Annotated in this window: 20 protein-coding genes; 12 read left to right on the forward strand and 8 right to left on the reverse strand. The window is 72.6% G+C overall.

Annotated features, from left to right (window positions below):
* The first annotated feature begins 12 nt into the window (after positions 1-12).
* The 9 genes from pucL to VG276_02630 are packed head-to-tail and all read left to right on the forward strand — an operon-like array spanning position 13 to position 9,175.
* Entirely contained in the window at positions 13-855 is an 843-nt protein-coding gene (pucL, locus tag VG276_02590; protein ID HEV8648297.1) for a urate oxidase, read from the forward strand.
* A 39-nt stretch (positions 856-894) separates the two neighbouring features.
* Positions 895-2,820: a 2-oxo-4-hydroxy-4-carboxy-5-ureidoimidazoline decarboxylase gene (gene uraD, locus VG276_02595; protein ID HEV8648298.1), complete on the forward strand. Its 1,926-nt coding sequence runs from the start codon at positions 895-897 to the stop codon at positions 2,818-2,820.
* Entirely contained in the window at positions 2,817-4,133 is a 1,317-nt protein-coding gene (locus VG276_02600; GenBank protein HEV8648299.1) for an 8-oxoguanine deaminase, read from the forward strand. The genes uraD (VG276_02595) and VG276_02600 overlap by 4 nt, the downstream gene beginning before the upstream one ends.
* On the forward strand, positions 4,130-4,645 hold the full coding sequence (gene uraD / locus VG276_02605; protein ID HEV8648300.1) for a 2-oxo-4-hydroxy-4-carboxy-5-ureidoimidazoline decarboxylase: 516 nt from the start codon (positions 4,130-4,132) through the stop codon (positions 4,643-4,645). The genes VG276_02600 and uraD (VG276_02605) overlap by 4 nt, the downstream gene beginning before the upstream one ends.
* A complete protein-coding gene (gene uraH / locus VG276_02610) occupies positions 4,642-4,998 on the forward strand; it encodes a hydroxyisourate hydrolase (GenBank protein HEV8648301.1) in 357 nt (118 codons plus the stop codon). The genes uraD (VG276_02605) and uraH overlap by 4 nt, the downstream gene beginning before the upstream one ends.
* Positions 4,999-5,002: 4 nt before the next feature.
* A complete protein-coding gene (locus VG276_02615; GenBank protein ID HEV8648302.1) occupies positions 5,003-5,422 on the forward strand; it encodes a gamma-glutamylcyclotransferase in 420 nt (139 codons plus the stop codon).
* Positions 5,409-6,236 (forward strand): TIM barrel protein, encoded by an 828-nt coding sequence (locus VG276_02620; GenBank protein ID HEV8648303.1) that lies wholly within the window; start codon positions 5,409-5,411, stop codon positions 6,234-6,236. Before VG276_02615 ends, VG276_02620 begins: the two co-directional genes overlap by 14 nt.
* 2 nt (positions 6,237-6,238) lie before the next feature.
* Positions 6,239-7,984: a glyoxylate carboligase gene (gene gcl / locus VG276_02625; protein HEV8648304.1), complete on the forward strand. Its 1,746-nt coding sequence runs from the start codon at positions 6,239-6,241 to the stop codon at positions 7,982-7,984.
* Between the two features lie 3 nt (positions 7,985-7,987).
* Positions 7,988-9,175: a glycerate kinase gene (locus VG276_02630; GenBank protein HEV8648305.1), complete on the forward strand. Its 1,188-nt coding sequence runs from the start codon at positions 7,988-7,990 to the stop codon at positions 9,173-9,175.
* A gap of 240 nt (positions 9,176-9,415) precedes the next feature.
* Here VG276_02630 and VG276_02635 read toward each other — a convergent pair whose 3' ends face one another.
* The 7 genes from VG276_02635 to VG276_02665 all read right to left on the reverse strand — a co-directional run bounded on the left by VG276_02635 (position 9,416) and on the right by VG276_02665 (position 19,772).
* Positions 9,416-11,593, reverse strand: coding sequence for an ATP-binding protein (locus tag VG276_02635; GenBank protein ID HEV8648306.1), 2,178 nt, complete (start codon positions 11,591-11,593; stop codon positions 9,416-9,418).
* A 225-nt stretch (positions 11,594-11,818) separates the two neighbouring features.
* The gene (locus VG276_02640; GenBank protein HEV8648307.1) at positions 11,819-12,802 is read right to left on the reverse strand and encodes an NAD-dependent epimerase/dehydratase family protein; all 984 of its coding nucleotides are present in this window, start codon (positions 12,800-12,802) and stop codon (positions 11,819-11,821) included.
* Positions 12,799-13,611 (reverse strand): TylF/MycF/NovP-related O-methyltransferase, encoded by an 813-nt coding sequence (locus tag VG276_02645; protein ID HEV8648308.1) that lies wholly within the window; start codon positions 13,609-13,611, stop codon positions 12,799-12,801. Before VG276_02645 ends, VG276_02640 begins: the two co-directional genes overlap by 4 nt.
* A complete protein-coding gene (locus VG276_02650) occupies positions 13,608-14,747 on the reverse strand; it encodes a glycosyltransferase (GenBank protein HEV8648309.1) in 1,140 nt (379 codons plus the stop codon). The genes VG276_02645 and VG276_02650 overlap by 4 nt, the downstream gene beginning before the upstream one ends.
* Positions 14,744-16,492 carry an O-antigen polymerase gene (locus VG276_02655; protein HEV8648310.1) on the reverse strand — a complete coding sequence of 583 codons (1,749 nt, stop codon included), beginning with the start codon at positions 16,490-16,492 and terminating at the stop codon, positions 14,744-14,746. The genes VG276_02650 and VG276_02655 overlap by 4 nt, the downstream gene beginning before the upstream one ends.
* Before the next feature lie 62 nt (positions 16,493-16,554).
* Positions 16,555-18,108, reverse strand: coding sequence for a lipopolysaccharide biosynthesis protein (locus VG276_02660; GenBank protein HEV8648311.1), 1,554 nt, complete (start codon positions 18,106-18,108; stop codon positions 16,555-16,557).
* Positions 18,105-19,772 (reverse strand): AAA family ATPase, encoded by a 1,668-nt coding sequence (locus tag VG276_02665; protein ID HEV8648312.1) that lies wholly within the window; start codon positions 19,770-19,772, stop codon positions 18,105-18,107. The genes VG276_02660 and VG276_02665 overlap by 4 nt, the downstream gene beginning before the upstream one ends.
* A gap of 300 nt (positions 19,773-20,072) precedes the next feature.
* On the opposite strand from VG276_02665, the gene VG276_02670 reads away from it, so the two are divergent.
* The 3 genes from VG276_02670 to VG276_02680 all read left to right on the forward strand — a co-directional run bounded on the left by VG276_02670 (position 20,073) and on the right by VG276_02680 (position 23,379).
* On the forward strand, positions 20,073-20,825 hold the full coding sequence (locus tag VG276_02670) for a protein phosphatase 2C domain-containing protein (GenBank protein HEV8648313.1): 753 nt from the start codon (positions 20,073-20,075) through the stop codon (positions 20,823-20,825).
* A 201-nt stretch (positions 20,826-21,026) separates the two neighbouring features.
* Positions 21,027-22,442, forward strand: coding sequence for a lipopolysaccharide biosynthesis protein (locus VG276_02675; protein HEV8648314.1), 1,416 nt, complete (start codon positions 21,027-21,029; stop codon positions 22,440-22,442).
* Positions 22,432-23,379 carry a sulfotransferase gene (locus VG276_02680; GenBank protein HEV8648315.1) on the forward strand — a complete coding sequence of 316 codons (948 nt, stop codon included), beginning with the start codon at positions 22,432-22,434 and terminating at the stop codon, positions 23,377-23,379. Before VG276_02675 ends, VG276_02680 begins: the two co-directional genes overlap by 11 nt.
* A gap of 161 nt (positions 23,380-23,540) precedes the next feature.
* Here the strand turns inward: VG276_02680 and VG276_02685 are convergent, their stop codons facing one another.
* Positions 23,541-25,004 (reverse strand): NAD(P)/FAD-dependent oxidoreductase, encoded by a 1,464-nt coding sequence (locus tag VG276_02685; GenBank protein ID HEV8648316.1) that lies wholly within the window; start codon positions 25,002-25,004, stop codon positions 23,541-23,543.
* Positions 25,005-25,311: the final 307 nt, after the last annotated feature.

Genomic DNA, 25,311 nt, shown 5'->3' on the forward strand with positions numbered 1-25,311 from the left:
GAGTCGGAGGCCATGGGCATCGTCCTGGGTGCGAACAGCTACGGCAAGGCAGGCAACCACCTGTTCAAAGTGGTGCGCGCCACCGACAGGCACGAGGTGCGCGACTACCGCGTGGACGTGGCCCTGACGGGCGACTACGACGCGGTGCACACCCACGGCGACAACACCGGCGCCATGGCCACCGACACCATGCGCAACACCGTGTACGCCGTCGCCAAGCAGCACGACTTCGACTCCCCGGAGCGGTACGGGCTGCAACTGGTGGACTACCTGCTGACCCAGCCGCGGGTCAGGGTGGCCAGGGTGAGCGTGGTCGAGCAGCGCTGGAACCGGATCGTGGTCGACGGCCGGCCGCACGACCACGCCTTCACCAAGGCCGCCGGCGGCAAGCACACCGCGGTCGTCACCGGCGAGGGCGACCGGCGGGCGGTCAGCGCCGGCCTCGACGACCTGCACGTGCTGAAGACGACCAACTCGGGATGGTCGAACTTCCTCGAAGGCGGCTACCGGACCCTCAAGGACACCGACGACCGCATCCTCGCCACCAGCATCACCGCGTCCTGGGACTACCGCGAGCCGAGCGGCGACTTCGGCGCATGGTGGGACGGGGTGCACGAGCAGATCGGCCGCACCTTCACCGACCACTTCAGCCCGTCGGTGCAACACACCATCTGGCGCATGGGCCAGGCGATCCTGGAGAGATTCGAGCAGATCGAGCGGATCAGCTTCACCCTGCCCAACAAGCACCACCTCCTCTACGACCTCGCCCCGTTCGGCATGGACAACGACCGGGAGATCTACTGGGTGACGGTCGAGCCCTACGGACGCATCCAGGCGACCGTCGAGCGCGACTGAAACCGGGAGCGCGCCTCCTCGAAAGGTTGGTGACGCCAGATGGCCAGGACAGACCAGAGGGCATCCGACCGCCCCGCCGTCCATCCGTGGGACGAGATCCTGCCGCCGCCGAAGCTGGCCATCTACGGGTTCCAGCACGTGCTGGCGTTCTACGCCGGCGCGGTGATCGTGCCGATCCTGCTCGCCGGCGCCATCAAGCTCACGCCGGAGCAGCTCGCCTACCTGATCAACGCCGACCTGTTCACCTGTGGCATCGCCTCGATCATCCAGTCGGTCGGCTTCTGGAAGATCGGCGTTCGGATGCCGCTGCTGCAGGGCGTCACCTTCGCCGCGGTGTCCCCGATGATCAGCATCGGCCTGGCCGAGGGCGGCGGTGTGCCCGGCCTGCGGGCGATCTACGGCTCCGTGATCATCGCCGGGATCGTCGCGTTCCTGGTCGCCCCCTTCTTCGCCAGGCTGATCCGGCTCTTCCCCCCGATCGTCACCGGGACCGTCATCACCATCATCGGCATCGTCCTGCTGTCGGTCGCCGCCCTGGACGCCGGGGGCGGCGGCGCCAGCCAGTTCACCAACCCGCCCACCTTCGGGCGCATCCGCAACCTGGCCCTCGCCGGCTTCACGCTGCTGGTGATCCTGCTCATCTACCGGCTGTTCACCGGCTTCGTGGCCACCATCGCGGTGCTCATCGGCCTGATCGTCGGCACGCTGGCCGGCTGGATCTTCGACTTCACCGACTTCTCGAGGGTCGGCGGCGCCGACGTGCTCGGCGTCACCACGCCCTTCCACTTCGGCACCCCGACCTTCAAGGTGGCCGCGATCATCTCCATGGTGGTGGTGATGCTGATCACCATGGTGGAGACCACCGGGGACGTCTTCGCCTGCGGCGAGATCGTCGGCAAGCCGATCGACAAGGGGGACGTCGGCAGGGCGCTGCGGGCCGACGGCCTGGCCACCACCCTCGGCGGCATCCTCAACTCCTTCCCGTACACCTGCTTCGCCGAGAACGTGGGGCTGGTGCGGCTCACCAAGGTGAAGAGCCGCTTCGTGGTCGCCACCGCCGGGTTGTTCATGATCGTGATCGGGCTGATCCCGAAGGTCGGCGCGGTGGTCGCGGCGATCCCGCCGCCGGTGCTCGGCGGTGCCGGGTTCGCCCTGTTCGGCACCGTGGCCGTGATCGGCATCCAGACGCTGCGGCGGGTCGACTTCCACGACGAGCGCAACGTGATCATCCTGGCCGTCAGCCTCGGCTTCGCGATGATGCCGACCGTCTACCCGACGATCGTCAACTTCTTCCCCGAGTCGGTGCGCACGATCATCTCCAGCGGCATCACTCTCGGCAGCATCAGCGCCATCCTGCTCAACCTGGTCTTCAACGTCTGGGGCGGCCGCAGCAACCTGGTCACCAAGGTCCTGCCGATCCCGCGCCGCGACGAGGTCCTCACCATCGACCAGGTCAACCAGATGGACCGCGACCAGTTCGTCGGCACCTTCGGCGGCCTGTTCCAGGGGCCGCCCTGGATCGCCGAGCAGGCCTACCGGGCGCGGCCGTTCGAGGACGTGTACGACCTGCGCAAGGCCTTCCACGACGTGCTGTTCGACGCGCCGGCGGAGCGGCAGCTCGAGCTGATCCGGCAGTACCCGGACCTGGCCGGCGTGGCCACCCGCGAGGGCCGGCTGTCCACCCGCTCGGTGATGGACCAGGCGTTCGCCGGCCTCGACCAGCTCAGCAGCGACGAGTACACCTCCTTCGACGACCTCAACCACGCCTACCGGGAGAAGTTCGGCTTCCCGCTGGTGGTCGCGGTGCGCGAGAACACCAAGGAGACCATCCTCAAGGCCGGCAACGCGCGGCTGCAGAACTCTCCCGCCGCCGAGCAGGCCACCGCGCTGGTCGAGATCGCCAAGATCGCCAACCTGCGCCTGCTCGACATCGTGGAGGAGCCGGTCGAGCAGCCGGCGTCGTGAGCGCGGCCATGGGCCGGCTGGTCCTGCGGGGCGCCCGCTGGCCGGGCGACGTCGCGATCACGGGAGGCAGAATCGCCGCGGTCGGCTCGGTGCCCGAGGAGGCGGGCGACGAGGTGGTCCGGGTCGACGGCGACATCATCACCGCCGGCCTGATCAACACCCACCACCACTTCTACCAGTGGATGACCCGCGGCTGGGCCTTCGACTGCACGCTGTTCGGCTGGCTGACGACGCTGTACCCGGTCTGGGCGCGCATCGGGCCGGAGGACGTCGAGGCCGCGGCGGCCGTTGCCATGGGCGAGCTGGCGCTCACCGGCTGCACCACCGCGGCCGACCACCACTACGTGGTGCTCGGCGGTGACGACTCGGTGTTCGACGCGATCGCCGCCGCCGCCCGCACCATCGGGATCCGCGCCCACATCGCCCGCGGCTCCATGGACCTGGGCGAGAGCAAGGGCGGGCTGCCGCCCGACTCGGTGGTCGAGGACCTGGACGCGATCCTCGCCTCGACGGCGGCGGTGCACGCGCGGCTCCACGACGGCGAGCGCATCGTCGTCACGGTCGCGCCGTGCAGCCCGTTCAGTGTCACCACCGACCTGATGACGGAGTCGGTGGCGCTGGCCCGACGCCTCGGGCTGCGCGTGCACACCCATCTCGCCGAGACGCTGGACGAGGAGCGCGACTGCATCGCCCGCTTCGGCAAGCGTCCGCTCGACCTCCTCGACGAGATCGGATGGATCGCCGGCGACGTCTGGGTGGCGCACGGCATCCACTTCAACGACGCGGAGGTCAAGCGCCTCGGGAACACCGCCACCGGCATCGCCCACTGCCCCTCCAGCAACTGCCGCCTCGGCTCCGGGATCTGCCGCGTCAACGACCTGGTCGACGCCGGGGCCCCGGTCGGGCTCGGCGTGGACGGTGTGGCGTCCAACGAGATCGGCGGACTGCTTCCGGAGCTGCGCATGGCGCTGTTCCTGGCTCGGCAGCGCACCATGGATCCCGCCTCGTTCATGCCGGTCGACGCCCTTCGCCTGGCGAGTGAGGGAGGCGCCCGGTGTCTGGGTCGCGGTGACATCGGCCGGCTGGATCCGGGCTGCAGGGCAGACGTCGTGGTCTGGCCCGGGGACGACCTCGCCGACGTCCTGGATCCCCTCGCGGGACTCGTGCTCGGCCCCGAGCGTCGGGCGCGCCATGTCTTCGTCGAGGGTGAGTACGTCGTCCGCGACGGGCACCTGGTCGGCGCGGACATCCGGGACCTGCGGCGCGAGCTGGCACGGCGGGCGCGGCGGCTGTGGCCCGAGGACGCGGCATGACCGAGGGCAGGACCACCGAGCAGCGGCAGCTGCGCTGGTTCAACCAGCTCACCGACCAAGAGGCGGTCGGCGCGCTGCTGGGTGTCTGCCACTCCACGAGATGGGCCGAGCAAGTGGCGGGGCGGCGGCCATTTCCGTCCGTGGAGATCTTGCAGGCCGTCGCGGACGAGGTCTGGACGAGCCTCACGCCCGACGACTGGCTGGAAGCCCTCGACGCCCACCCGCGCATCGGCGAGCGCGGTGGAGCATCGGCAGCGTGGTCCCGCCGCGAGCAGGCAGGGGTCGGCCAGGCCAGCAACGACGTCCGGGCCGCGATCGACCGGGGCAACCGTGCCTACGAGGAGCGCTTCGGCCACGTGTTCCTCATCTCGGCCGCTGGCCGCAGCGCCGAGGAGATCCTGGCCAACCTCCGCGACCGGATGGACAACGACCCGGGGACAGAGGTTCGCGTCGCCGCGGAGGAACAGCGGCGGATCACCCGGTTGCGGATCGAGAGGCTGATGCAGGAATGAGCGCGGTCACCACCCACGTCCTGGACACGGCCCGCGGCCGCCCGGCGGCCGGCATGCGGGTCACCTTGGCGGTGTGCGCCGACGCTGCGGTGTGCGCCGACGCTGCCTGGACGCCACTGGGCGCCGGGGTCACCGACGACGACGGCCGGCTCGGTGACCTCGTCGCCGAGGGCGCGCTCCGGGCCGGGGTGCACCGCATGACGTTCCACACCGGGGAGTGGTTCGCCGCGGAGCAGGCAGACAGCTTCTACCCGGAGGTGAGCGTCGTGTTCGAGGTCCGCGACCCGGGTGGCCACTACCATGTCCCGCTGCTGGTCAGCCCCTTTGGCTACAGCACCTACCGGGGGAGCTGACGTCGTGGCCCACCTGTTCCTCAACGGCGGCGGCATGCGTGACGGCCCCGTGCATCACGAGCTCCAGGGCGCACCACTGGTGGCTGAGACGCGCACGGCTCCCCGGTACCGCTTCTACTCGGTGCGCGACGAGTTCCCGGCACTCTGGCCCGTCGAGGACGGCGGCGTCGCGGTGGCCGGCGAGCTGTACGACGTGCCCCTCGACGTCATGCGCGAGCACCTGCTTCCGGCCGAGCCGGCGGAGCTCGAGCTCAGCGTGATCCAGCTGGAGGACGGCTCCTCCTGTCTGGCGTTCGTCCTCCGTGCCGACGTCCACCGGCTCGGGCGGGGTCTGGTGGACATCTCCGGCTACGGCGGCTGGCGCGCGCACCAGGCGGCGAGCGCGCGGACCCTGACCCCGGGAGCGACCGATGACCCGGTATGACGTCAACCTGTCGATCCTGTTCACCGAGCTGCCGCTGCTCGAGCGTCCCGCGGCCGCCGCCGCGGCCGGCTTCGACGCCGTCGAGCTGTGGTGGCCGTTCGCCGACCCGGTGCCGCCCGACCGGGACGTCGACGCGTTGGTCGGCGCCCTCACGGACGCCGGCACCCGGCTGGTCGGCCTGAACTTCGACGCCGGGGACATGGCCGGAGGAGACCGGGGCCTGCTCAGCATCCCTGCGTGGTCGGCCCGCTTCCGCGACAACGTCGACGTCGCCCTCGGGATTGCCGAGCGGACCGGCTGCCAGGCGCTCAACGCCCTGTACGGCAACCGGGTCGAGACAGCCACCCCGCAGGAGCAGGACGAGCTCGGCATCGAGAACCTCGCGCGCGCCGCTCGGGCAGCCAGCCGGACCGGCGCCGTCGTGCTGGTCGAGGCGCTCAACTCCTACGAGAGCCCGCGCTACCCGTTGCTGTCCGCCGCCGACGCGATCGGCGTGACCGAGCGGGTCCAGGCGGCCGCAGGCGTGGACAACGTCCGCTTCCTCTGCGACCTGTACCACCTCGGCCGGATGGGCGAGGACCTCGACAAGGTGATCACGACCTGCACCGACCGAATCGCCCACGTCCAGATCGCCGACATCCCCGGGCGCAACCAGCCCGGCACGGGCCAGCTGAACTTCGACCACCTCCTCGGGCTGCTCGCGGATGCCGGCTACACCGGTTACGTCGGCTTGGAGTACAAGCCGACCGGCGCGAGCGCGGACAGCTTCGACTGGCTCCCCCACGAGCAGCGACCGTCGAGCAGGAAGGACTGACCATGCCGAAGATGCCGAGCATGCAGGCCGTCGTCCACATCCTCGAGTCCGAGGGCATCGACACGGTTTTCGGCGTCCCCGGAGCGGCGATCCTGCCGCTCTACGCCGCGCTCGAGCACAGCAACATCCGCCACCTGACAGTGCGCCACGAGGAGGGCGGCACGCACGCCGCGGATGGCTGGGCACGTGTGACCGGCAACGTCGGCGTCTGCCTCGGCACTTCGGGCCCGGCGGGCACGAACATGATCACCGGCCTCTACACCGCGCAGGCCGACTCGATCCCCATCCTCTGCGTCACCGGTCAGGCGGCGCGGGCCAAGCTGCACCAGGAGGCGTTCCAGGCGGTTGACATCGTCGAGATCGCCAAGCCGGTGACGAAGTGGGCGGTGCAGATCAAGGAAGCCGCCCAGGTCCCATGGATCTTCCGTGAAGCCCTCCGGCTGTCCCGCTCGGGCCGCCCCGGTCCCGTGCTGATCGACATCCCCATCGACGTCGCCCGGCAGGAGATCGAGTACGACCCTGACGTGGACGCCCCGCTGCCGGTCCCCGAGGTGCCGCCAAGCCCCGCCGCGGTCCGCAAGGCCCTGGACATGCTGCTGGAGGCGGAGCGCCCGCTCCTCCTCGCCGGGGGCGGCGTGGTCATCGGCGACGCCAGCGCGGAGCTCGTCCGGGCCGCCGAGCACCTCAACGTTCCGGTGCAGATCACCCTCATGGGCAAGGGCGCCTTCCCCGAGGACCATGCCCTGTTCGCCGGCATGGCGGGCCTGCAGACCCAGCAGCGGTACGGGAACGCGGCGTTCCTCGAGTCCGACTTCGTGCTCGCGCTCGGCGCCCGCTTCGGCGACCGGCACACCGGCGACCTCGAGACCTACCGCCAGGGTCGGAGGTTCGTCCACGTCGACATCGAGCCGACGCAGATCGGCAGGGTGTTCGCGCCCGACCTCGGCGTGGTGAGCGGCACCCGGCCGTTCCTGCGGGCGCTTCTCGCCGAGGCCCAGGCGCGTGGCGCCGGCCACGGGGCGCAGGAGTGGCCGGCTCGGGTCCGCGAGCTCAAGGCGACGCTCCGCCGGCGCGACGACTTCGACACAACCCCGATCAAGCCGCCGCGCGTCTTCCGGGAGATCAACCAGACCTACGGGCCGGACACGTACTTCGTCACCGCGATCGGTCTGTACCAGATCTGGTCAGGGCAGTTCCAGGACGTCTTCAAGCCGCGGCACTACCTCTGCTGCGGGCAGGCCGGTCCGCTCGGCTGGGAGGTGTCCGCGGCAACGGGCGTGAAGTGCGCGATCCCCGACGCGGACGTGGTCGCCGTGGTCGGCGACTACTCCTTCCAGTTCATGGTCGAGGAGGTCGCGGTCGCGGCCCAGTACCAGACGCCGTTCGTGGTCGTCCTGCTCAACAACCAGTACCTGGGTCTCATCCGCCAGGCCGAGCTGCCGTACCACATGAACTACGCCGTCGACATCCACTACGGTGAGAACGGCGTGGACCATGTCAAGCTGATGGAGGCGTTCGGCTGCCCGGCGCGCCGGGTCACCGAACCGGGCGACATCGCCGACGCCTTGAAGTGGGCCAACGCCGAGGCCGCGCGCGCCAGGGTGCCCGTCCTGGTCGAGGTCATGATCGAGCGTGAGGCCAACGCCGCCATGGGACCGTCGATCTCCCACATCGTGGAGTACGAGGAGTCGCCGGACGACCAAGAGGCCGAGTACGGCGCCGAAGGCGAGGCTTCGGCGGAGGGCTAGCGCGTGGCGGAGCCAGGTGGGCACGTCGTCGTCGCCCCGGACAAGTTCAAGGGGTCGCTCACGGCCGCCGAGGTGGCGCAGTGGGTGGCCGCCGGCCTGCGCCGCGCCTGCCCTGGGCTGGACGTGCGGGAGAGGCCGGTCGCAGACGGTGGCGACGGCACGGTGGACGCTGCCGCGTCGGCCGGCTTCCAGCGCTTCACGGTCTCGGTCAGCGGCCCGCTGGGACAGCCGGTGCAGGCCGCATTCGCGGTTCGCGGAGACACGGCGGTCATCGAGCTTGCCGAGGCGTCAGGGCTGCGGCGCCTGCCAGGCGGGCGGCTCGACCCGTACAGGGCAACCAGCCGGGGGACCGGCGAGCTGGTCCGTGCCGCACTCGACCTCGGGTGCACCACGGTCGTGCTCGGACTCGGCGGGAGCGCCTGCACCGACGGTGGCGCGGGCCTGGTCCAGGCGTTGGGCGGGCGCCTCCTCGATGCCGAGGGAGCCGACCTGCCTCCGGGTGGGGCGGCGCTCGCCCGGCTGCACCGCCTTGATCTCTCCGGCTTCGATGCGCGGGTGCCCGGAACCGAGTTCGTCGTCGCCAGCGACGTCGACAACCCGCTGCTGGGCGAGCACGGCGCCGCGGCGGTCTACGGGCCGCAGAAGGGCGCCGCCGCGCAGGACGTCCCGGTGCTCGACCGAGCCCTGGCACGGTGGGCCGACGTGGTCGGCCGCGCGCTCTCCAAGGACCTTGCCGCCCGGCGCGGTGCGGGTGCGGCAGGCGGGGTGGGCTTCGCGGCGCTGGCCTTTCTCGGCGCCGAGCTGCGTTCGGGGATCGACTTCTTCCTCGACCTGCTCGAGGTACGGGCGGCGCTGCCTGGCGCCCGGCTGGTGGTGACGGGCGAGGGCTCCCTGGACGACCAGACGCTGCGCGGCAAGGCGCCCGCCGGCGTCGCCGCCGCGGCACGGGAGCACGGAGTGCCGGTCGTCGCGGTCGCGGGGCGCAACCGCCTCTCGTCCGAAGCACTTGCCGCCGCTGGCATCGCCTCGGCGTACGCGCTGCTGGACATCGAGCCAGACCCTGACCGGTGCATGCGCGAGCCAGGGCCGTTGCTGCAGCGTCTGGCGGCTCGCATCGCCGTCGACTGGCTGGGCGCGGCGCAGGCGGTGCCGCCGACAAGGAAGTCCACCCGGGGACTGGCCGGTGCTTAGAGCGCAGTGGCCTGACCGGCAGTCCTCTGTCGATGTGCCCCCCCGCCCGGCCGCCTGCGGCGTCCAGAAAAGGGATCTGGGAATACCCTTGAGAATTGACTCGAGAAATCTTCCTCTCGCGTCGTCATCACCGCCACCCGGCCCGTTCCCCGCCAGGCTCAGACATCGTACGGGCTGGCCGCCGACGGCAGGGGGACCGGAGGCCGGGTGGGGGATCCGCGGGCGCCGCTGGTTCATTGGTCAGCGGTGGGCGGCTGCGAGGAGACGGTCGATGACCTCCAGGAAGTGGGGAACGTCCAGCGGCTTGGTCAGGTACTCGGCGGCGCCGGCGGCCAGCAGCCGCTCCCTGTTCCCAGAGCGGGTGCCGTCGGCGCTGACCACCACGACCGGCGGGCCGGCGGTGTGCGGGTCGGCCTGCAGGCGCCGCAGGACCTCCTCGCCGTCGATGCCGGGCAGGTGCAGGTCGAGCAGGACCAGATCGGGTCGGTGCTGGCGGACCAGGTCTTGGACGATCTCACCCCGCGACGCGGCGAGCAGCTGCACGCCGCCCCGCTGGCCCAGGACGCGCTCGACCAACCGCAGGTTGGACGGGTTGTCCTCAACGTACAGCACGGTGTGTTCGCGGTGGGCGCCGGCGTCCAGCCCGGGGCTGGGAGGCGTCGGCGGGTTCCCGTCGTGGTGCTCCAGCAGATCTTCGGCAACGGGGAGCTCGAGGGTGAAGGTGGTCCCCTGGTCCTGGACGCTGTGCGCGGTGAGGGTGCCGCCCATTGCCTCCACCAGCCCCTTGGACAGCGCCAGGCCCAAGCCGGTGCCCTGCACGTCGGTCTGCTCGGCGCCCAGACGATCAAACGGCATGAACAGCCGCTCCAGCTTGTCGGCGGGGATGCCCGGACCGGTGTCGGCCACGATGATCCCGACCCGGCCCTGGGGGGTGGCGTGGCAGGCCAGGCGGATGCTGCCGCCGTGGTGGTTGTACTTGACCGCGTTGGAGGCCAGGTTCAGCAGCACCTGCCTGAGGCGCTGACGGTCGGCGTGGACGGTCCAGGAGCAGTCCTCGCGGGACAGGGGCTGGATGCGGATCTCGCGTTCGGCGGCCAGGGGCCGGATGAGGTCGGCGGTCTCGGTGACGACCTCCAAGAGGTTCACCGCCTCCAGCGACAGCGCCAGGCTGCCGGTCTCGATACGGGAGATGTCGAGCACCTCGTTGATGAGCCCCAGCAGGTGCCGGCCGCCCCGCATCATCTGGTTGACGCTGTCGTGCTGCTCCTCGGTGAGGTCATCGAGCTGCAGCAGCTGGCCGAACCCCAGGATGGCGTTGAGCGGGGTGCGCAGCTCGTGGCTGACGCGGGAGAGGAACTCGTCCTTCAGCCGGGACGCGTCGCGCGCCTGGTCCCGTGCCACCCCGAGCGCGGCCTCGACACGCCACTGGCGCCGCTGGAGCCAGACGAGCAGGACGATCCCACAGCACACGATCACGCCCAACGGGACCGCGGTCGCGAGCATCGTGGTACGGGTCGCATCCACGCCGCGGTACGCCTCGGCGTGCGGGACCGCGGCGAACACCGTCCAGCCGAGCGGGTCGACCCGTTGCTGGACCACCAGCATGGCCGCACCGCGAAGCTCGAGGTCGGCGAGCTGCCCGGCGCGATGCGACGCTGCCTGCCCGATCGGCTCACCGGCGACCGGCCTGAGGCCAGGCGGGCGGCCTCCGGGTGCCGCCAGCAGCTTGCCCCGCTGGTCGGCGACCCACAGGCTCACACCCTGCATCGCGGCGACGCTGTCGGCGAGCGGCTGTACCGCGTCGAGCTCGACGCCCAGCAGGAGGATCGCAAGGGGCTTGCCGGGCGTCCGACCGTCCGGGCTCGGGGCGCGCACGTAGGTCGAGATCGTCACGACCAGGGGATGGCCTGCCTGCGCCGACTCGAACGCCTCGGACACGTAGGTATCGCCGGCGGCGACCAGCCCTCGGTAGTAGTCGCGCATGCTGAAGTCCCTGCCGACCAGCTCCGGCGCCACCGGCGAGCCGCGCAGGACGCCGTCGAGGTCGACCAGGCCCGAGCCGGCAACTCCGTCCCGGGACGCCATGAGCGCCGCGAGCTCCCGCTGGATCTCGGCGTCGTCGAACCGGGTCGGGTCGCCGCCCGTGACGGCCCGCACCAGCCGCGGGCGCCTGGCCTCGGCCTCGGCCAGGGTGACGAACCCTTCGAGCTCTGCGGCCAGCAGCGCGGCCGAGAGCGCGGTCGTCACGCGCAGGCGCACCGCGACCTCGTCGCGGACGGCATCCTGGGCGCGCGCGATCGTCAACCTCGCGAGCAGCACAAGGGGGAGCAGGGCCACCAGCGTGGCGACGAGGCCGAGCTGGATGCTCCGGCGCGCCAGTCGGGGCTTGTCTCGTGGCGGTACTGCGCCTTCCCCCATACGTCGTCCCAACGGCGCGATTCCGTCCGGTCGGCGATCCCATCCCGCTCGGCGTGCCTGCCAGGCACCTCCCCGTCTCAGGTTGTATCGGCCCGCCAGCTACTCTCTTGAACCGTCCGGCGAGACAGCCTTGGAGCAGTCGCGGGTGACCTACGGACCCGCTTCCTCACCCCAAGAGCGCCTGTGCCATGGCCAAGGGGATCCCCAAAGGCGCCTGTGCCATGGTCAAGCGGATCCACCAGACACACCCTGGTGCATCAGCGGACGGGCTTCTCCCGGGGGCGCCAGGGCCTCGCTGCGGAACCAGGCCCAGTACTCGGCCAGCTCCTCGGCCAGGGTCGTCTCTTGGCGGACCCCGAGCACGCCGGCGAGCCGGGTGGTGTCGGCGGTGCAGTGGCGGACGTCGCCGGGCCGGGGCGGGCCGTGCTCGACCGCGCAGTCCTCCCCGGTGGCGGCGCGCAGCTCCTCCACGAGCCGGTTGACCGAGGTCGGGTGGCCGGTGCCCACGTTGAACGCGCCCGACGCGTCCTCGTGCTCGGCGGCCGCGACCGTGGCCCAGGCGACGCTGCGGACGCTCACGAAGTCGCGGGTCTGCTCGCCGTCCCCGTAGACCGTCAGCGGGACGCCGCCGGCGATCCTGGTCGCAAAGATCGGGATCACGTTGCCGTACGGATCGAAGCGCTGGTTGCGGCCGAACACGTTGAAGAACCGCAGGCACGACGCGCGCACGCCGTGGAGCTTCATGTAGGCGAGCGCGAGCTTCTCGGCGCAGAGCTTGGTGGCCCCGTAGGGGGAGTCCGGCTCGCACGGGTGTGCCTCGTCGACCGGCTGGTAGCGCGGCTCGCCGAAGATCCCGGCCGAGGATGCCAGCACGATCACGCCGGTGCCGTGCCGGCGCATCGCCTCCAGCACGGCGATCGTGCCAAGTACGTTGCGGCTGGCGTCGGCGCTGGGGTCCTCGATCGACTTCTTGTTGCCGACGCTCGCGGCCAGGTGGACGACGGCGTCGGCCCCGCGCATGGCCTCGTCGAGCACCTCGGGCGAGCGGACGTCGCCGGCGGTGACCTGCACGTGCGGCCAGGGCCTCAGGTTCTCGGCGTAGCCGGTGGAGAAGTCGTCCACCACCGCCACCTCGTGCCCACGCCCCACCAGCTCGCCGACCACGTTGCTGCCGATGAACCCGGCCCCGCCGGTGACCACGCACCTCATCTGGGGTCTCCCTTCCTGGTGAGCATGCAGAACCGTCCGGCGAACCCGTGCGGCAGGGCCACCTCGTAACCGCCGGGGCGCGCGGCGACGAGCTCGTCCACCGCGGTCTTGGCGCCGGCCGAGAAGAACCCGTAGTCGTCGACCACGACGTGGGCGCCGGGGGCGAGGCGGTCGTGGAGCAGCGCGAGCGCGATGCGGGTCGGCTCGTAGAGATCCATGTCCAGGTAGGCGAAGCAGACCAGGGCGGGCAGGTGGGCGGCGGTCTGCGTCTCGTCCAGGAAGCCGGGCACCACCCGGGTCCGCTCGGCCGGGAAGCCGACCTCGGCGAGCCTGGACCGGACCTCGTCGGGGCCGAACGCGACCGCGCGCTCGTACGCGTCGATCGACCCGAGCGAGCAGATGTCGTCCAGCAGCACGTCGTGCCCGGTCGGCTTGGAGAGGCCCTCGAACGAGTCGTAGAGCCACAGGGTCCGGTCGCTGTCCAGCAGTTCGCCCGCGAGCAGCGCCGAGGTGAACCCCTGGGCCACGCCGAACTCGCACACGTCGCCGCCGGCCGGCAGCGAACGGTGCAGGCAGCGGAGCAGGTAGAGGGCCTCGCTCACGGTGGTCCCCTGCAGCCTGGCCAGCAGGCGGCTGCGGCCCGGCCGGGGCAGGAGCCCCAGCGGCAGGGCCTGGTCGCACCAGCCCGCGAGCTGCTCGATCAGCAGCTCCTCGTGGCGGAGGTGCGCCTGCCAGCCGGCCTCCCTGATGACGCGGAGCCCGAGCCGCTGCAACGTGGTCCTGGTGAGCCGCTTCGCCGTCTGCCTCATGAGGCGCGGCCCGACCGGTCTGTCACGGCCCGGACGAAGCGGTAGACGCCGGCCGCGGACTGGTCCCAGGTGTACAAGGCTGCGCGACGGTGCGCCGCCGCGGCCACCGCGCGCCGGACGTCGGCCTGGGTGAGCAGCGTGCGGACCGCGGCCGCGGCCGCGGCCGGGTCCTCGGGGTCGAAGTAGACACCGCCGTCCTGCAGCAGGTCGGGCATTGCCATGCGCGACGAGCAGGCGATCGGCAGCCCGGCCGCCATCGCCTCGAGCAGCGTGATCGGCCAGGTCTCGTCGGCCGAGGGGAACACGAACAGGTCGGCCCGCCGGTACAGCGCCGGCATCCGGTCCAGGGGGACGCCCTCGGCCACGGTCGTCCAGGACGCGGCGTCGAGCTCCTCGATGCGGGCGGCGAGCCGCGCCTTGGCGACCGGCTCCCCGCCGCCGACGATCGACAGGCGGAGGTCCAGGCCGAGCTCGTCGCGCAGGCGGGCGACCGCCTCGACCACGTTCCACGGGTGCTTGAACAGGTAGATGGTGGACACGCAGAGGATCTCGACCACCGCGCCGAGCTGCCGGTCGGCGGGCGCGTCGGTGCGGAACTGGGGCTCGACCGCGTTGGGCACGATCGCGGTCCGCTTCACCCCCCTGACCTGCCGGCAGACCTCGCCCCGGGTGTAGGGGGCGTGGAAGATGACCCCGTCGGCGCGGCAGAAGCTCCGCGCCAGCCGGACCCGCCAGCGCAGGAACCGGAGCGTCTGCCTGCTCGCGCCGTAGTGGCGGAACGTGTCCCGGGTGAAGGGTGCCATGTTGTGGTGGATGGCGACGCTCGGCACACCCTGGGCCCGCCCGCGCTTGACCCCGGAGGCGTGCACGATCACGTCGGGCGCCAGCTCGCGCACGAGCCGGGGGTAGCTCCGCAGCCACCAGGCGACCCGCCGCAGCCGGGCCGGCGTGGACAGGACCGGCTCGACGCGCAGGCGGACGCGCTCGTCCACCTCTGCGAGCTCGGCAGTCACCTCCGGGGAGCAGAGCAGCACGACCTCGGTGCCCGGCGGGACCCGGCCCGGGGCCAGGATGCCGCGGAGGTACCGGAAGTAGCCGCCGCTGCCCGAGCTCCCACCGTCGATCAGGACCTTCACGTGGTTGGCCTCCTCCAGCCAGGTGGGTCGGGCCGCCAGCTGGCTTCGGGCCGCCAGCCGGCTGAGTCGGGCCGCTCCAGCGGTTCCGGGACTACCCGGTGCGCCGGCTGCCGCGCGTGGCCGTGGCCGAGCGCCGGCAAGGAGCCAGCATGAGGCTGGCCCGCTACCGGGTGCGCCGGCTGCCGCGCGTGACCGAGGCCGAGCGCGAGGGCGAGCAGGACCATCCCGGGGAGGTTGCTGGCCGCGTAGGTGGCCATGAGCCAGCTCTCGTCCGACAGCGTCCGGGCCAGGATCCAGATCGACAGCAGCACCAGCACCTCGACTGGGCCGCGCAGCCCGAGCAGCCAGCGAGTCACCACCCGGAACGCAAGCCCGAAGGCGAGCGCGCCGAGCACGATGCCCGCATACCCGAAGTTGAGCAGCAGCTCGCCCGGGGTGGACGGCAGCGCGCTGGACAACGGCCGGCCGAAGATCCAGTACGCCATCACCTGGTCGCTGATCCGCCACATCGGGAGGTGGTGGCCGAGCGCGACCCGCGGCGCGTAGGTGGAGTTGACCGCGCCGAGCACGGCGTACCCGTAGCTCTTGCCCCACAGGGCGGGCTGGGTGTCGAGGTGGTCGAGGATCAGCAGCACGGCGTCGAAGCGCCCGACCCCGAGGGTCTGGGTCACGTCCCCGCGCTGGTAGCTGTAGCCGACGTCCTGGGCCTTGCTGGCCGTCGACAGCGTGTTCTCGGCGCCGTGGCGGGCCTGGGCGACCAGCAGCAGGGTGAAGGCGACGAGCACGGCGGGGACGACGACCGGCCGGAAGTCCGCCGGGAACCGGTAGCCCTGGACGTGCATGAACACCAGCACGGTGAGCAGCACGTAGGCGAGCTCGGCGCGCCCGCCGCTGCCGGCCACACCCGCGCCGCTGACCAGCAGCACGATCCCGAACAGGCGCCGGCCGGCCGCTGACGGGTGCGGGACCAGATACTTGACCGCGAAGCAGGCGAGCGACACGGAGTAGACCGGGAAGAAGCTGTTGAGCAGGAACGAGGCCGTGCTCTCGGGCGTGTCCAGGAACAGCCAGTACCCCTTGCGGGTCACCATCGTGCCCAGGATCCCGCTCAGGCCGAGCTGCAGCAGTACCGAGAGCTTGGCGAGTGCGAACGGTGCCAGCACGACCAGGCACCACAGGGCGGCGCGGAAGTTCGGCCGCCTGGCCGCGCAGCCGCGGGCCAGCCGGGCCGGCCCGCCCGGGACGTCCCGGCCCAGGGCCAGGAAGAACAGCAGCTCGAACACGCCGAGCACGAGCACGGCCTTGAGCGAGAGCCACTGGTCGGTGGGCGCGGTCCAGTGGCCGGCGCGCAGGGTGCGGTAGCGGTAGGTCGTCTCAGCGGCCGGGAAGGAGAAGGCGAGCAGGCACCAGGTGTGGAAGAACCCGCTCATCGACAGCAGCCCGGACGTCAGGTAGGCGGTGTAGGCGCTCGACACGTTCCAGACGCAGAGCAGGCCGGCGACGACGATGGCCGCCCAGCGCCAGCGCTCCGCTGGCAGCGGCGGCTCCGGCGCCGACACCACCGCGTTGACGACCAGCAGCGCCATCCCGCCGACGAGCACGGCCCTGCGGTCCAGCGGCCTCCCCCCGTCCCGGCCACGCCGGGCCAGCTCCGCCCCGGCGGGGGCTGCGGCGTCCGCCTGTCCCGGCCACCCCGGGCCGGCCGGTCCCGCGGGCCGGGGCAGGTCGGCGTGGCTACGCGCCATCGCCGACCGCCGCCCGGGCCGACGCGTCACCGGCTGTGACCATCCCGCCCCGGCTGGAACGGCTACGCGCCATCGTGGACCGCCTCCCGGGCCGACTCCGGGGGCCCGGGCCGTTCCAGCGCCCGCTGCAGCAGCTCAGGCAGGGCCGAGGGCGCCGCGTGGGTCCGCACGCCGGTCCGGGCCCGCACGACCGCCCAGGTCGCGACGTGCAACAGCGCGATCCCGGCGGCCGAGGCGGCCGCCACGCCGACGATCCCAGTGGACCGCACCACCGCGAGCTCCGCGGCGACCGTGAGCACGCCGGTGGCGATGCTGAGCGCGAGCATGAGCTGGTGATGGCCGCTCATCACCAGGGCGATCCCGCAGGAGCCGAACCAGACGGTGGCGAGCTGCCCGAGGCTGAGCAGCGCGAGCGCGAACGCCCCCTGCCCGTAGAAGCCGCCGTAGACGATGCCGAGCAGCGGCCCGCCGGCGACCACGAACACCACGGTGGCGGCGAGCGACGGGACCGCGGCCGCGGTGGCCGTGGTGCGCAGGACCCGCTCGAGCTCCCGGCGCCTGCCCCGCGCGTACAGCTCGGCCACGAGCGGCGGCATGACCGCGCTGAGGATCACGTTCGGTGCGGCCACCACGGCGACCACCCGGGAGATCACGCCGTACACGGCCACCTCCTGCTTGGGGCGGAAGGCGCCCATGATCCACAGGTCGGCCTGGGAGAAGGCGATCAGGCTCACGTTGGACACGAGCAGGGGAAGCGCGATCCGCAGCACCCGCGCGGCCCTCACCCCGTCGCTGGCGTCGCTGGCGTCGGTGCCGTTGGTGGCGTCGGTGGCGTCGGTGGCGTTGGTGATGGCGTTGGTGCCGTTGGTGGTGGCGTTGGTGCCGTTGGTGGTGGCGTCGGGTTCCTTCCCGGTACCGGCGGGCAGCGTCCGGAGCTTGCGCCGCAGCGCCCAGCCGCCGGCCAGGCAGCTGGCCAGCACCGAGCCGGCCAGCAGCACCAGGACGTCGCCCAGCTCGGCACGGCCGTCGACCGCCCAGAGCGTCGCCAGCCCGCCGAGCAGCAGCGCGGTGGCCAGTGGGCCGCCGAACAGGCTGGCCCGGCGGAGGTCGCCCCACCCCCGGAAGGCGTCGGCCACCAGGCTCTGCAGGCAGAGCGCCACGATCCAGCAGGCGACCAGGCCGGTCAGCGCGACCAGGACGGGCGCGTCGAAGACGCGCTCCTCGAACGCTCCGCCGAACGCGGCGTAGAGCAGGCCGGAGGTTGCCGCCCCGGGCACCCCGAGCCGGAAGACCAGCCGTACCACCCGGCCGGCCCGCTCGGGCCGGCCGGTGGCCAGGCTCTCGGCCACGAACCGCACCATCACCTGGTTCAGGCCGACGCAGCCGACGGTCGTGCCGAACCAGGCCAGGCTGAGCGCCAGGACGAAGTTCCCCATGTCGGACGGTGTCAGCAGCCGGGCGAGCACGAACCCGGTCGGGAGTCCCAGGACGGCGGTGGCGAGCTGACCACCGACCGCCCAGGCGCCGCCGGCGAGCAGTCGGCGCCGGACCGAGCCCAGCGGGGACGGTCCTGCTGCCGCCGTCACCAGCGGGGACGGTCCCGCTGCCGCCGTCACTGGCGCACCTGGCTCCTGGGCTGCCTGTCCTCGCCGGCCGGGCTGCCGTTGGAGGAGGGGCGCGTCTCGCCGTACCCGCCGTACCCGCCGTAGCGGCCGTAGCGGCCGTAGCGGCCGTAGGACCGCCCACGGCGCAGGTCGGCGCGGTTGAAGACGTAGCCGAGCACGGGCGTGCCGATGAACTCGAGCCGCTCCCTGACCTCCTCGAGGACGCGCAGGCGGGTGCCCCGCGAGACGACCACCACGATCCCGTCCGCCTGGGACGCGATCGCGCTGGTGTCGGCGACCGCGAGCAGCGGCGGCGAGTCGACGATGACGAGGTCGGCCTGCTCCTTGACCGCGGAGAGCGCCTTGCGGAAGCCGGGGGAGCGGAAGAAGCCGCCCGGCTCGGCCAGCGGCGAGCCGGCCGGGACCATCGGCAGCCGCTGGTCCTCGTCGAGGCGGTAGTCGCTGACGTACGCCCCGAGGGGCAGCTCGCCGTTGGCCAGGTCGGTGAGGCCGGGGGAGGACGGTACCCCGGTCAGCTTGGTCAGGCCGCGGGCCCGCTCGTCGGCGTCGACCAGCAGGACCCGGCGCCCGCCGCGCATGGCCGAGATGGCCAGGTTCAGGGCGGTCACGGTCTTGCCGTCGGTCGGCCCCGCGCTGGTGATCAGCACCGTCCGGCCTCGGGACTGGGAGAGCGAGAACTCCAGCGAGGAGACCAGGAACTGGTAGGCCTCTCCCGCGACCGACTTGGGCGCCGTCTGGGCCGGGGTGAGCCCGGTCACCCCGACGGTGGAGAACTCAGGGACCTCCCCGAGCAGCGACGTCTTGAGCACGGTGGCCGCGTCCTGCCTGGCGCTGGCGACCTGGGTGTGCTCGGCCCGCCACCAGGCGAACGCGCCGACGCCGAGGAACCCCAACATCACGCCCAGGAGGGCGGCGCCGAACGAGTGGGGCTGGGCCGGGCTGGTCGGTACCCTGGCCGGCTCGAAGAAGTCGACCCCCGAGCCGAGCAGCCCGGCCTCGACGGCGATCTGGTCGGCGCGGCTCCGGCTCGACCTGAGCTGTTCGACGGCGGCATCCCGCTCGGCGACCAGGGAGGCGACCAGGGAAGCGTTCCCCGGGTTGGCCCCGATCCGCCGCTCGAGCTTCGCGATCCGGGTGCGGAGCTGGGTGTTGGAGCGGTCGAGCTGCCTGAGCGTCTTCTGGGCGGTCGCGCTGACCTGCTGCGCCGCCACGAACTGGTAGGCCCGGGCGACGGCGTCGGCGAGCGCGGCGGCGCCCTTGGGCGTCGGGTCGAGCGCGTGGACGGTGATCAGGTCGAGCTCGGCCGAGGGCTCGGCCGAGACGCGCTGCAGCAGCTGGTCGACGTCCCCCCGGCGGCCGAGCTCGGTGGCCGCCCGCGCGATCACCGGGCGGGAGGTGATCACCTCGGCCCGGTTGCGGATGGCGCGGGAGGGATCCAGGACCACCGGCTGGGCTCGGTCAGGCTGGAAGACGCTCTTGCCGCGCGGGTCGGAGAGCAGCAGCTTGGCGCTGCCCTCGTAGAGCGTCGGCTGCAGCAGCGAGAGCCCGTAGCCGGTCAGGCCGGCGAGGACGGTCACGACCGTGACGAGCATGCGGTAGCGCCACAGGGCAGCGAGCAGGCCGGGGCCGGAGTTCACTTGGTCGACGTTCTCCACGCGTTCGGACGCTCCTCATTTGATGTGCGGTCGCGGTCTGACGCAGGACAGACCTCGAAGTCGCCCGGTTACTGGCAGAATTACGGCTTCATGACGAGCCCGTTTGCGCCGATCGGCGTACGGTGGCACACGACGTCGGCACCCAGGTTCTACGCATCGGCACGCGAAGCACGACGATTTAGCACCGCCGCTCGCCGGGCCGTGAGCTCCTCGGCGCAACGCCATAAAACGGGCGGCGGTGAAGCGGCCATGAAGCATCGGACATTTTCGGTCGCAGCACGAGAGAAGGGGGGAATTGGCATGACCGTCTCGTCCAAGGCCCGGGTCGTCGCGCTCTGGGGCGACGAGCACGAGCGGCTCGGCGACGTCGCCACGGTCTCGCTGGAGCCCTGCGCCGCCATCGCCCTCTCCCGCGGCCGCTTCCCCAAGGCCTACGACTACGTCGACCCCAACGAGGACGCGATCATGGTGGCCGGCGGGCCCACCGGCTGGGCGCTGGCGGTGGCCGACGGGCACAACGGGTTCGACGCCGCCCGGGCCGCGCTCGGCGCGGTCGCGCTCGAGGCGGGCGCGCTGCTCGAGGCCGGCGTGGACGACCCGGCTGCGGCCGTGGCCGCGCTGTTCGAGCTGGCCAGGCAGGCCGTGGCGCTGGAACTGGACGGCCTGCAGCCGCCACGCCATCTCAGCCGCACTGCCCTGAGCATCGCGCTGGCCGCGGAGGACCAGCTCTGCGCCGCCTCCCTGGGCGACACGATCGTGGTACACGTCAGGGGGCGCCGCCTGGCCGAGGTCGGCTCGGCCGGCCCGTTCCTCGGCCCGGCCACGCCGCTCCCGGAGCCCCGGTCCCAGGAGCTCCGCCCGGGCGACCGGGTGCTCGTCGCCTCCGACGGCCTGCTCGACTTCGTCGGCGCCACCTGGGCCGACCGCCTGGTCGCGGCGGGCCAGGCCGGCGACCACCTGACCGCCGTCCGGAGCCTGGTGATGAGCGCCTTCGCCGGCGGCGCTGGCGACAACGTCGCCGTCGGGCTGCTCGCCTGCGAGCCGGTCAGGTAGCCAGACGGGGCTGACTGCGCTCAAGCCCCTTGGGTGGCCTGCCGATCGCCCGCACGACACCCGGCTGCACGCACCGGACCTGTTCGATCCCTTGCGCACGCACCGGACCTTTTCGATCCTTGCGAGCGATTGGAGTGACTGAATGGCACGACGCCTCATGGCACGCGTCGAGCACCTCGGGGAAGCTGGCTACCTCTGCACATGACCGACGTGGTCGGAGGAGCGCCTGCCACCTCCATGCCTCGCCGGTTCGCTGCCGAGGGTGCCTGGGCGCTGGGGGGCAGGGTCGTCACCATGCTGGGCGGGCTTGCCTCGGGCGCGCTCCTGTCGCGGCTGCTCTCCCCCGACGACCTCGGTGGCTATCTGCTCGTCGCGAGCTTCGTCACCGCGGGAGCGCTGGCCGGGTCGCTCGGCCTTCCCCAGGTGGTGGTGCGCCTCGTCGCCGGCGCTCTCGGCAGCGGTCGTCCCGCCCGGGCGCGGTCGGCACTGGAGACCGCCTTCGCGCTCGGGGCCCTGGGAGCCGCCGGGACCGCGGCGCTCTACGCCGGCTTCGTGGACCACGTCGGGACCGGCCTCCTCGGCCGCCACGGGCTCCTGTCCGTCACCGGCCTCGCCGCGGTCTGGGTCGCCGTGCTCGTCGTCCAAGCCCTCGTGACGGAGGCGTTCAGGGGGCTCGGCGATGCCCGCCGGGCCGCGGCGCTCGGCGGTCCCCTCCCGGCCGGCCTGCTCGTCGCCGCGCTGCTCGTCACCGGCTGGCATGCCGGCCGGGCCGCGCTCTCCGACGTCGTGCTGCTCGCGGTCGTGGCCGCACTGCTCACCCTGCTCGCCGGATGCTGGATGCTGTGGCGCAAGGTCGGGCAGCTCCCGCGGCCACTCGGGGCGGAAGAGCGCGCCGGCGCGGGCATGGTGCTGCGGATCGCCTGGCCCCTTCTCCTGACCAGCCTGACGCTGTTCGCGTCGGCGCAGGCCGACCTCTGGATCGTGGGCGCCTTCCGTCCCCACCCCGAGGTCGCTGTCTACGGCGTGGCAGCCCGGGCCGCCTCGGTCGTCGCCGTGCCGCTCCTCGTCGTCAACGCCGTGCTCGCCCCCGCCGTGGCAAGGCTGCACGCGCAAGGCGGGACCAAGGACCTGGAGCGGGTGCTGCGCGGCACGGCCACGCTGGCCAGCCTTCCCGCGCTCGCCGTCCTTACCGTCTTCGCGGTCGCCGGCGCGCCGCTCCTCGGACTCGCCTACGGCGCGTACTACCGTGCCGGGGGGTCCGTCCTGACCCTTCTCGCCCTCGGCCAGGCCGCAGGAGCCTGCGCCGGGTCGTGCGGCCTGACGCTGGCCATGACCGGGAGGCAGGCGCTGCTCGCAGCCATCACCCTGGGGTGCGGTGCCCTGACCGTCGCCGCCGCGGTGCTGGCCGCCGGGCCGTTCGGGATGACCGGGGTGGCCGGAGCCACCGCGGCCGGAATGGCACTCCAGAACCTCGCGATGCTGCTCGGCGTGCGGCTGACCGTCGGGGTCTGGACGCACCTGTCGCCCGTGCTGCTGGCCCGGGCACGCACGCTCCGGCTCCGGCCGGCCTGGCAGGCCCCGACCATCGACAGGAAGGCCAACACGCATGAGCCCTGACCGCGTAACGGTGCTCTACATCGAGGGCACGGGCCGCAGCGGCACGACCCTGCTCGACAACCTCCTCGGACAGCTCCCAGGCTTCTTCTCGGCCGGCGAGCTCCGCTTCATCTGGGAGCGGAACCTGCTGGAGGGCAGGATCTGCGGCTGCGGGCAGCCGTTCGGGTCGTGTCCTGTGTGGACCGAAGTGGTGCGGCGCGCGTTCGGTGGAGCGGCCGCCGTGGACCCGCACGAGATGATCCGGCTCAGGGAGACCGCCGTCCGCCTGCGGCACATGCCGTTCCTGGCCACCCGGTGGGCGGAGGCGCTGCTCCGCCCCAGGAGCACCGGCTACCTGGACGCCCTGGGACGCCTGTACGGGGCCATCGCCGAGGTGACCGGCAGCCGGGTGATCGTGGACTCGTCGAAGTACCCGTCCTACGGGTTCCTCCTCGACATGGTCGCAAGCATCGACCTGCACCTCGTCCACCTGGTCCGGGACCCGAGAGGCGTCGCCCACTCCTTGCGCCGCGCCAAGCCCGAGCCGGTCGGCACAGGCCGCTTCAAGGAGATGGAGCGGATCCCGTCGGCGACGTCCGCGGTCAACTGGAACGTCTGCAACCTCGAGGCGGAGGCCTTCGCCCGGCGCACCCCCGGGCGGTACCTCCGGGTCCGCTACGAGGACTTCGTGGCCCAACCCCGGGCCGCGCTGCTGGGTATCCTCGCCCACCTCGGCGAAGCTGCCGGGGAGCTGCCGCTGGTGGGGGAGCACGCCGCCAGGCTGGGCGTCAACCACACCGTCAGCGGGAACCCCAGCCGCTTCAAGACCGGGGTGGTCGAGCTGCGCCACGACGACGAGTGGAGGACGCGGGGCCGGGTCGCGGCCAAGGTGGTCGTCACCGCGCTGTGCCTGCCCCTGCTCGCCCGCTACGGCTATTTCGGACCACGACGCGCATGAGCCCGCGGACGCCCGGGCCGGTTCCCGGTGGACAGTCCAGCACTGTGTGACCCTCGGCCGCGAGCACTGTGTGACCCTCGGCCGCGAGCTGCTTCATCAGGGTGCGGACCCACACCACGCCCCCGGACCGCCCCCGGTCCGGGTAGGGACAGCCCGCCGGCTCAGGCGCGTTCATGGCGCTCCCATTCGGCCAGGTCGACGCGGCCGAGCGCGCGCCACGCCGGTGACATCGCCACGGCGCCCAGCTCGCGGGCGAGCCGGCGGGCCGCAAGGCCGACCACGGCGGTGAAGGTCGGGTAGGCGAGGTCCACCTCGGCCAGGTGCTCCACCCGCATGCCAGCGGCCATGGCCGTTGCCGCCACCTGCACCACCTCGACCGCCTGCTCACCGACCACGTGGGCACCGACGACGCGGTGCGAGCCGTGCTCGGCGATCAGCTTGCAGAACCCCTCGGTGCGACCGTCGAGGACGGCCCGGTCCAGGTCCTGGTAGGCGACCGTGGCCACGGCCACCGGCTCACCCGGACGCGCCTTGGCGGCCGTCTCGGTCAGCCCGACGCCGCCGTACTCCGGGTCGGTGAAGCCGCCGTGGGGCACGACCGCGTCGACGTGGGGCCGCCCGCTCCCGAGGAGGGCGTTCTCGGCCGCCAGGCGGCCTTCGGCGGTGGCGCTCTGGACCAGCATCATGCGGCCGGTGACGTCGCCGGCGGCCCAGACGTGCGGGGCCGAGGTCCGCAGGGTGTCGTCCACCACGACGTAACCCCCCTCGACGGTCACCCCCGCCGCCTTCAGGCCGAGCCCGTCGGTGTTCCCGGGCCAGCCCACGGCGAGCAGAACCTCGTCGGCGTCGACGACGTGCCCGGCTCCCTCGCGGGTGTAGGCGAGGCGAAGGCGGTCGCCGGCCCGCTCGATCCGCTGGATCCGCTCGATGCCGGTGACCACCTCCACGCCCCTGGCGGCCAGGGCGGCCGCCACCGCCTTGGCCACGTCCGCGTCCTCGGCGCCGAGCAGGCTCGGAGCGGCGTCCAGAATGGTCACGCGGCTGCCGAAGGCGGCGAACGCACTGGCGAGCTGGCAGCCGGTGGCCGCCCCGCCGACCACCAGCAGCGCGGGCGGGAGGCGTCGCAGGGACCAGACCTCCGAATGGGTGCGGGCCAGCTCCGTGCCCGGGACGTCGAGCCGCCGCGCGTGCCCGCCGACGCAGATGACGAACTGGCGGCCTTCGACGCGCTCCCCGTCCGGCAGGACCAGGGTGTGCGGGTCGAGGAAGCGGGCCGGGCCGGTGCCCGCCCGGACCGTCACGCCCGACCAGGCCAGATGCCGCTCCAGGTCCTTGTAGGCGTGGACGCGGTCCACGCTGGCCTGTACCCGCCGCAGCAGGGCCACCAGGTCGACCGTGGGAGGCGACCCGACCAGACCGAACTCGGCTGCCTGGCCCGCGTCCCTGAGCAGGCGGGCCGCCTTGGCGAGGACCCGAGTGGGCACGCAGCCGTCGTTGGTGCAGCTCCCGCCGAGGCTGCCCCGCTCCACCAGCGCAGCCGTGGCGCCCAGCTCGCGGGCCCGGAGCGCGGTCGAGACCCCCGCCGGACCGCCCCCGATTACCACCAGGTCGGCCGCCATGCCCATGCGCCCCTCCTCGTCGTCGCCCAGCCCGACCGCCGCCCCCGAGCAAGCACAATCTCACCTGTGGCGGCTCGGTTCACCATCTGCGGTCACGGCCCGCCGACCTGACCGTCGCCCCGCCGACGGGGTCGTAGTACCTACCAGTTACAGGACCTTGGCATTGGGTTGACAGGGGTATTGGGTTGACAGGCGAGCATCGTCTTGACCTGCCGGTGGCTGTGCTACCGCGGCAGCCTTGGGTTGGCCAGTGGACGTAGCCACAGGCGCTGGCGCAGCGATGCAAGATCGTGCTGGCGTGTGCGGACGGGAC

It is taken from the genome of Actinomycetes bacterium (assembly GCA_036000965.1).
In the GTDB taxonomy this organism is placed as follows: Bacteria; Actinomycetota; CALGFH01; order CALGFH01; family CALGFH01; genus DASYUT01.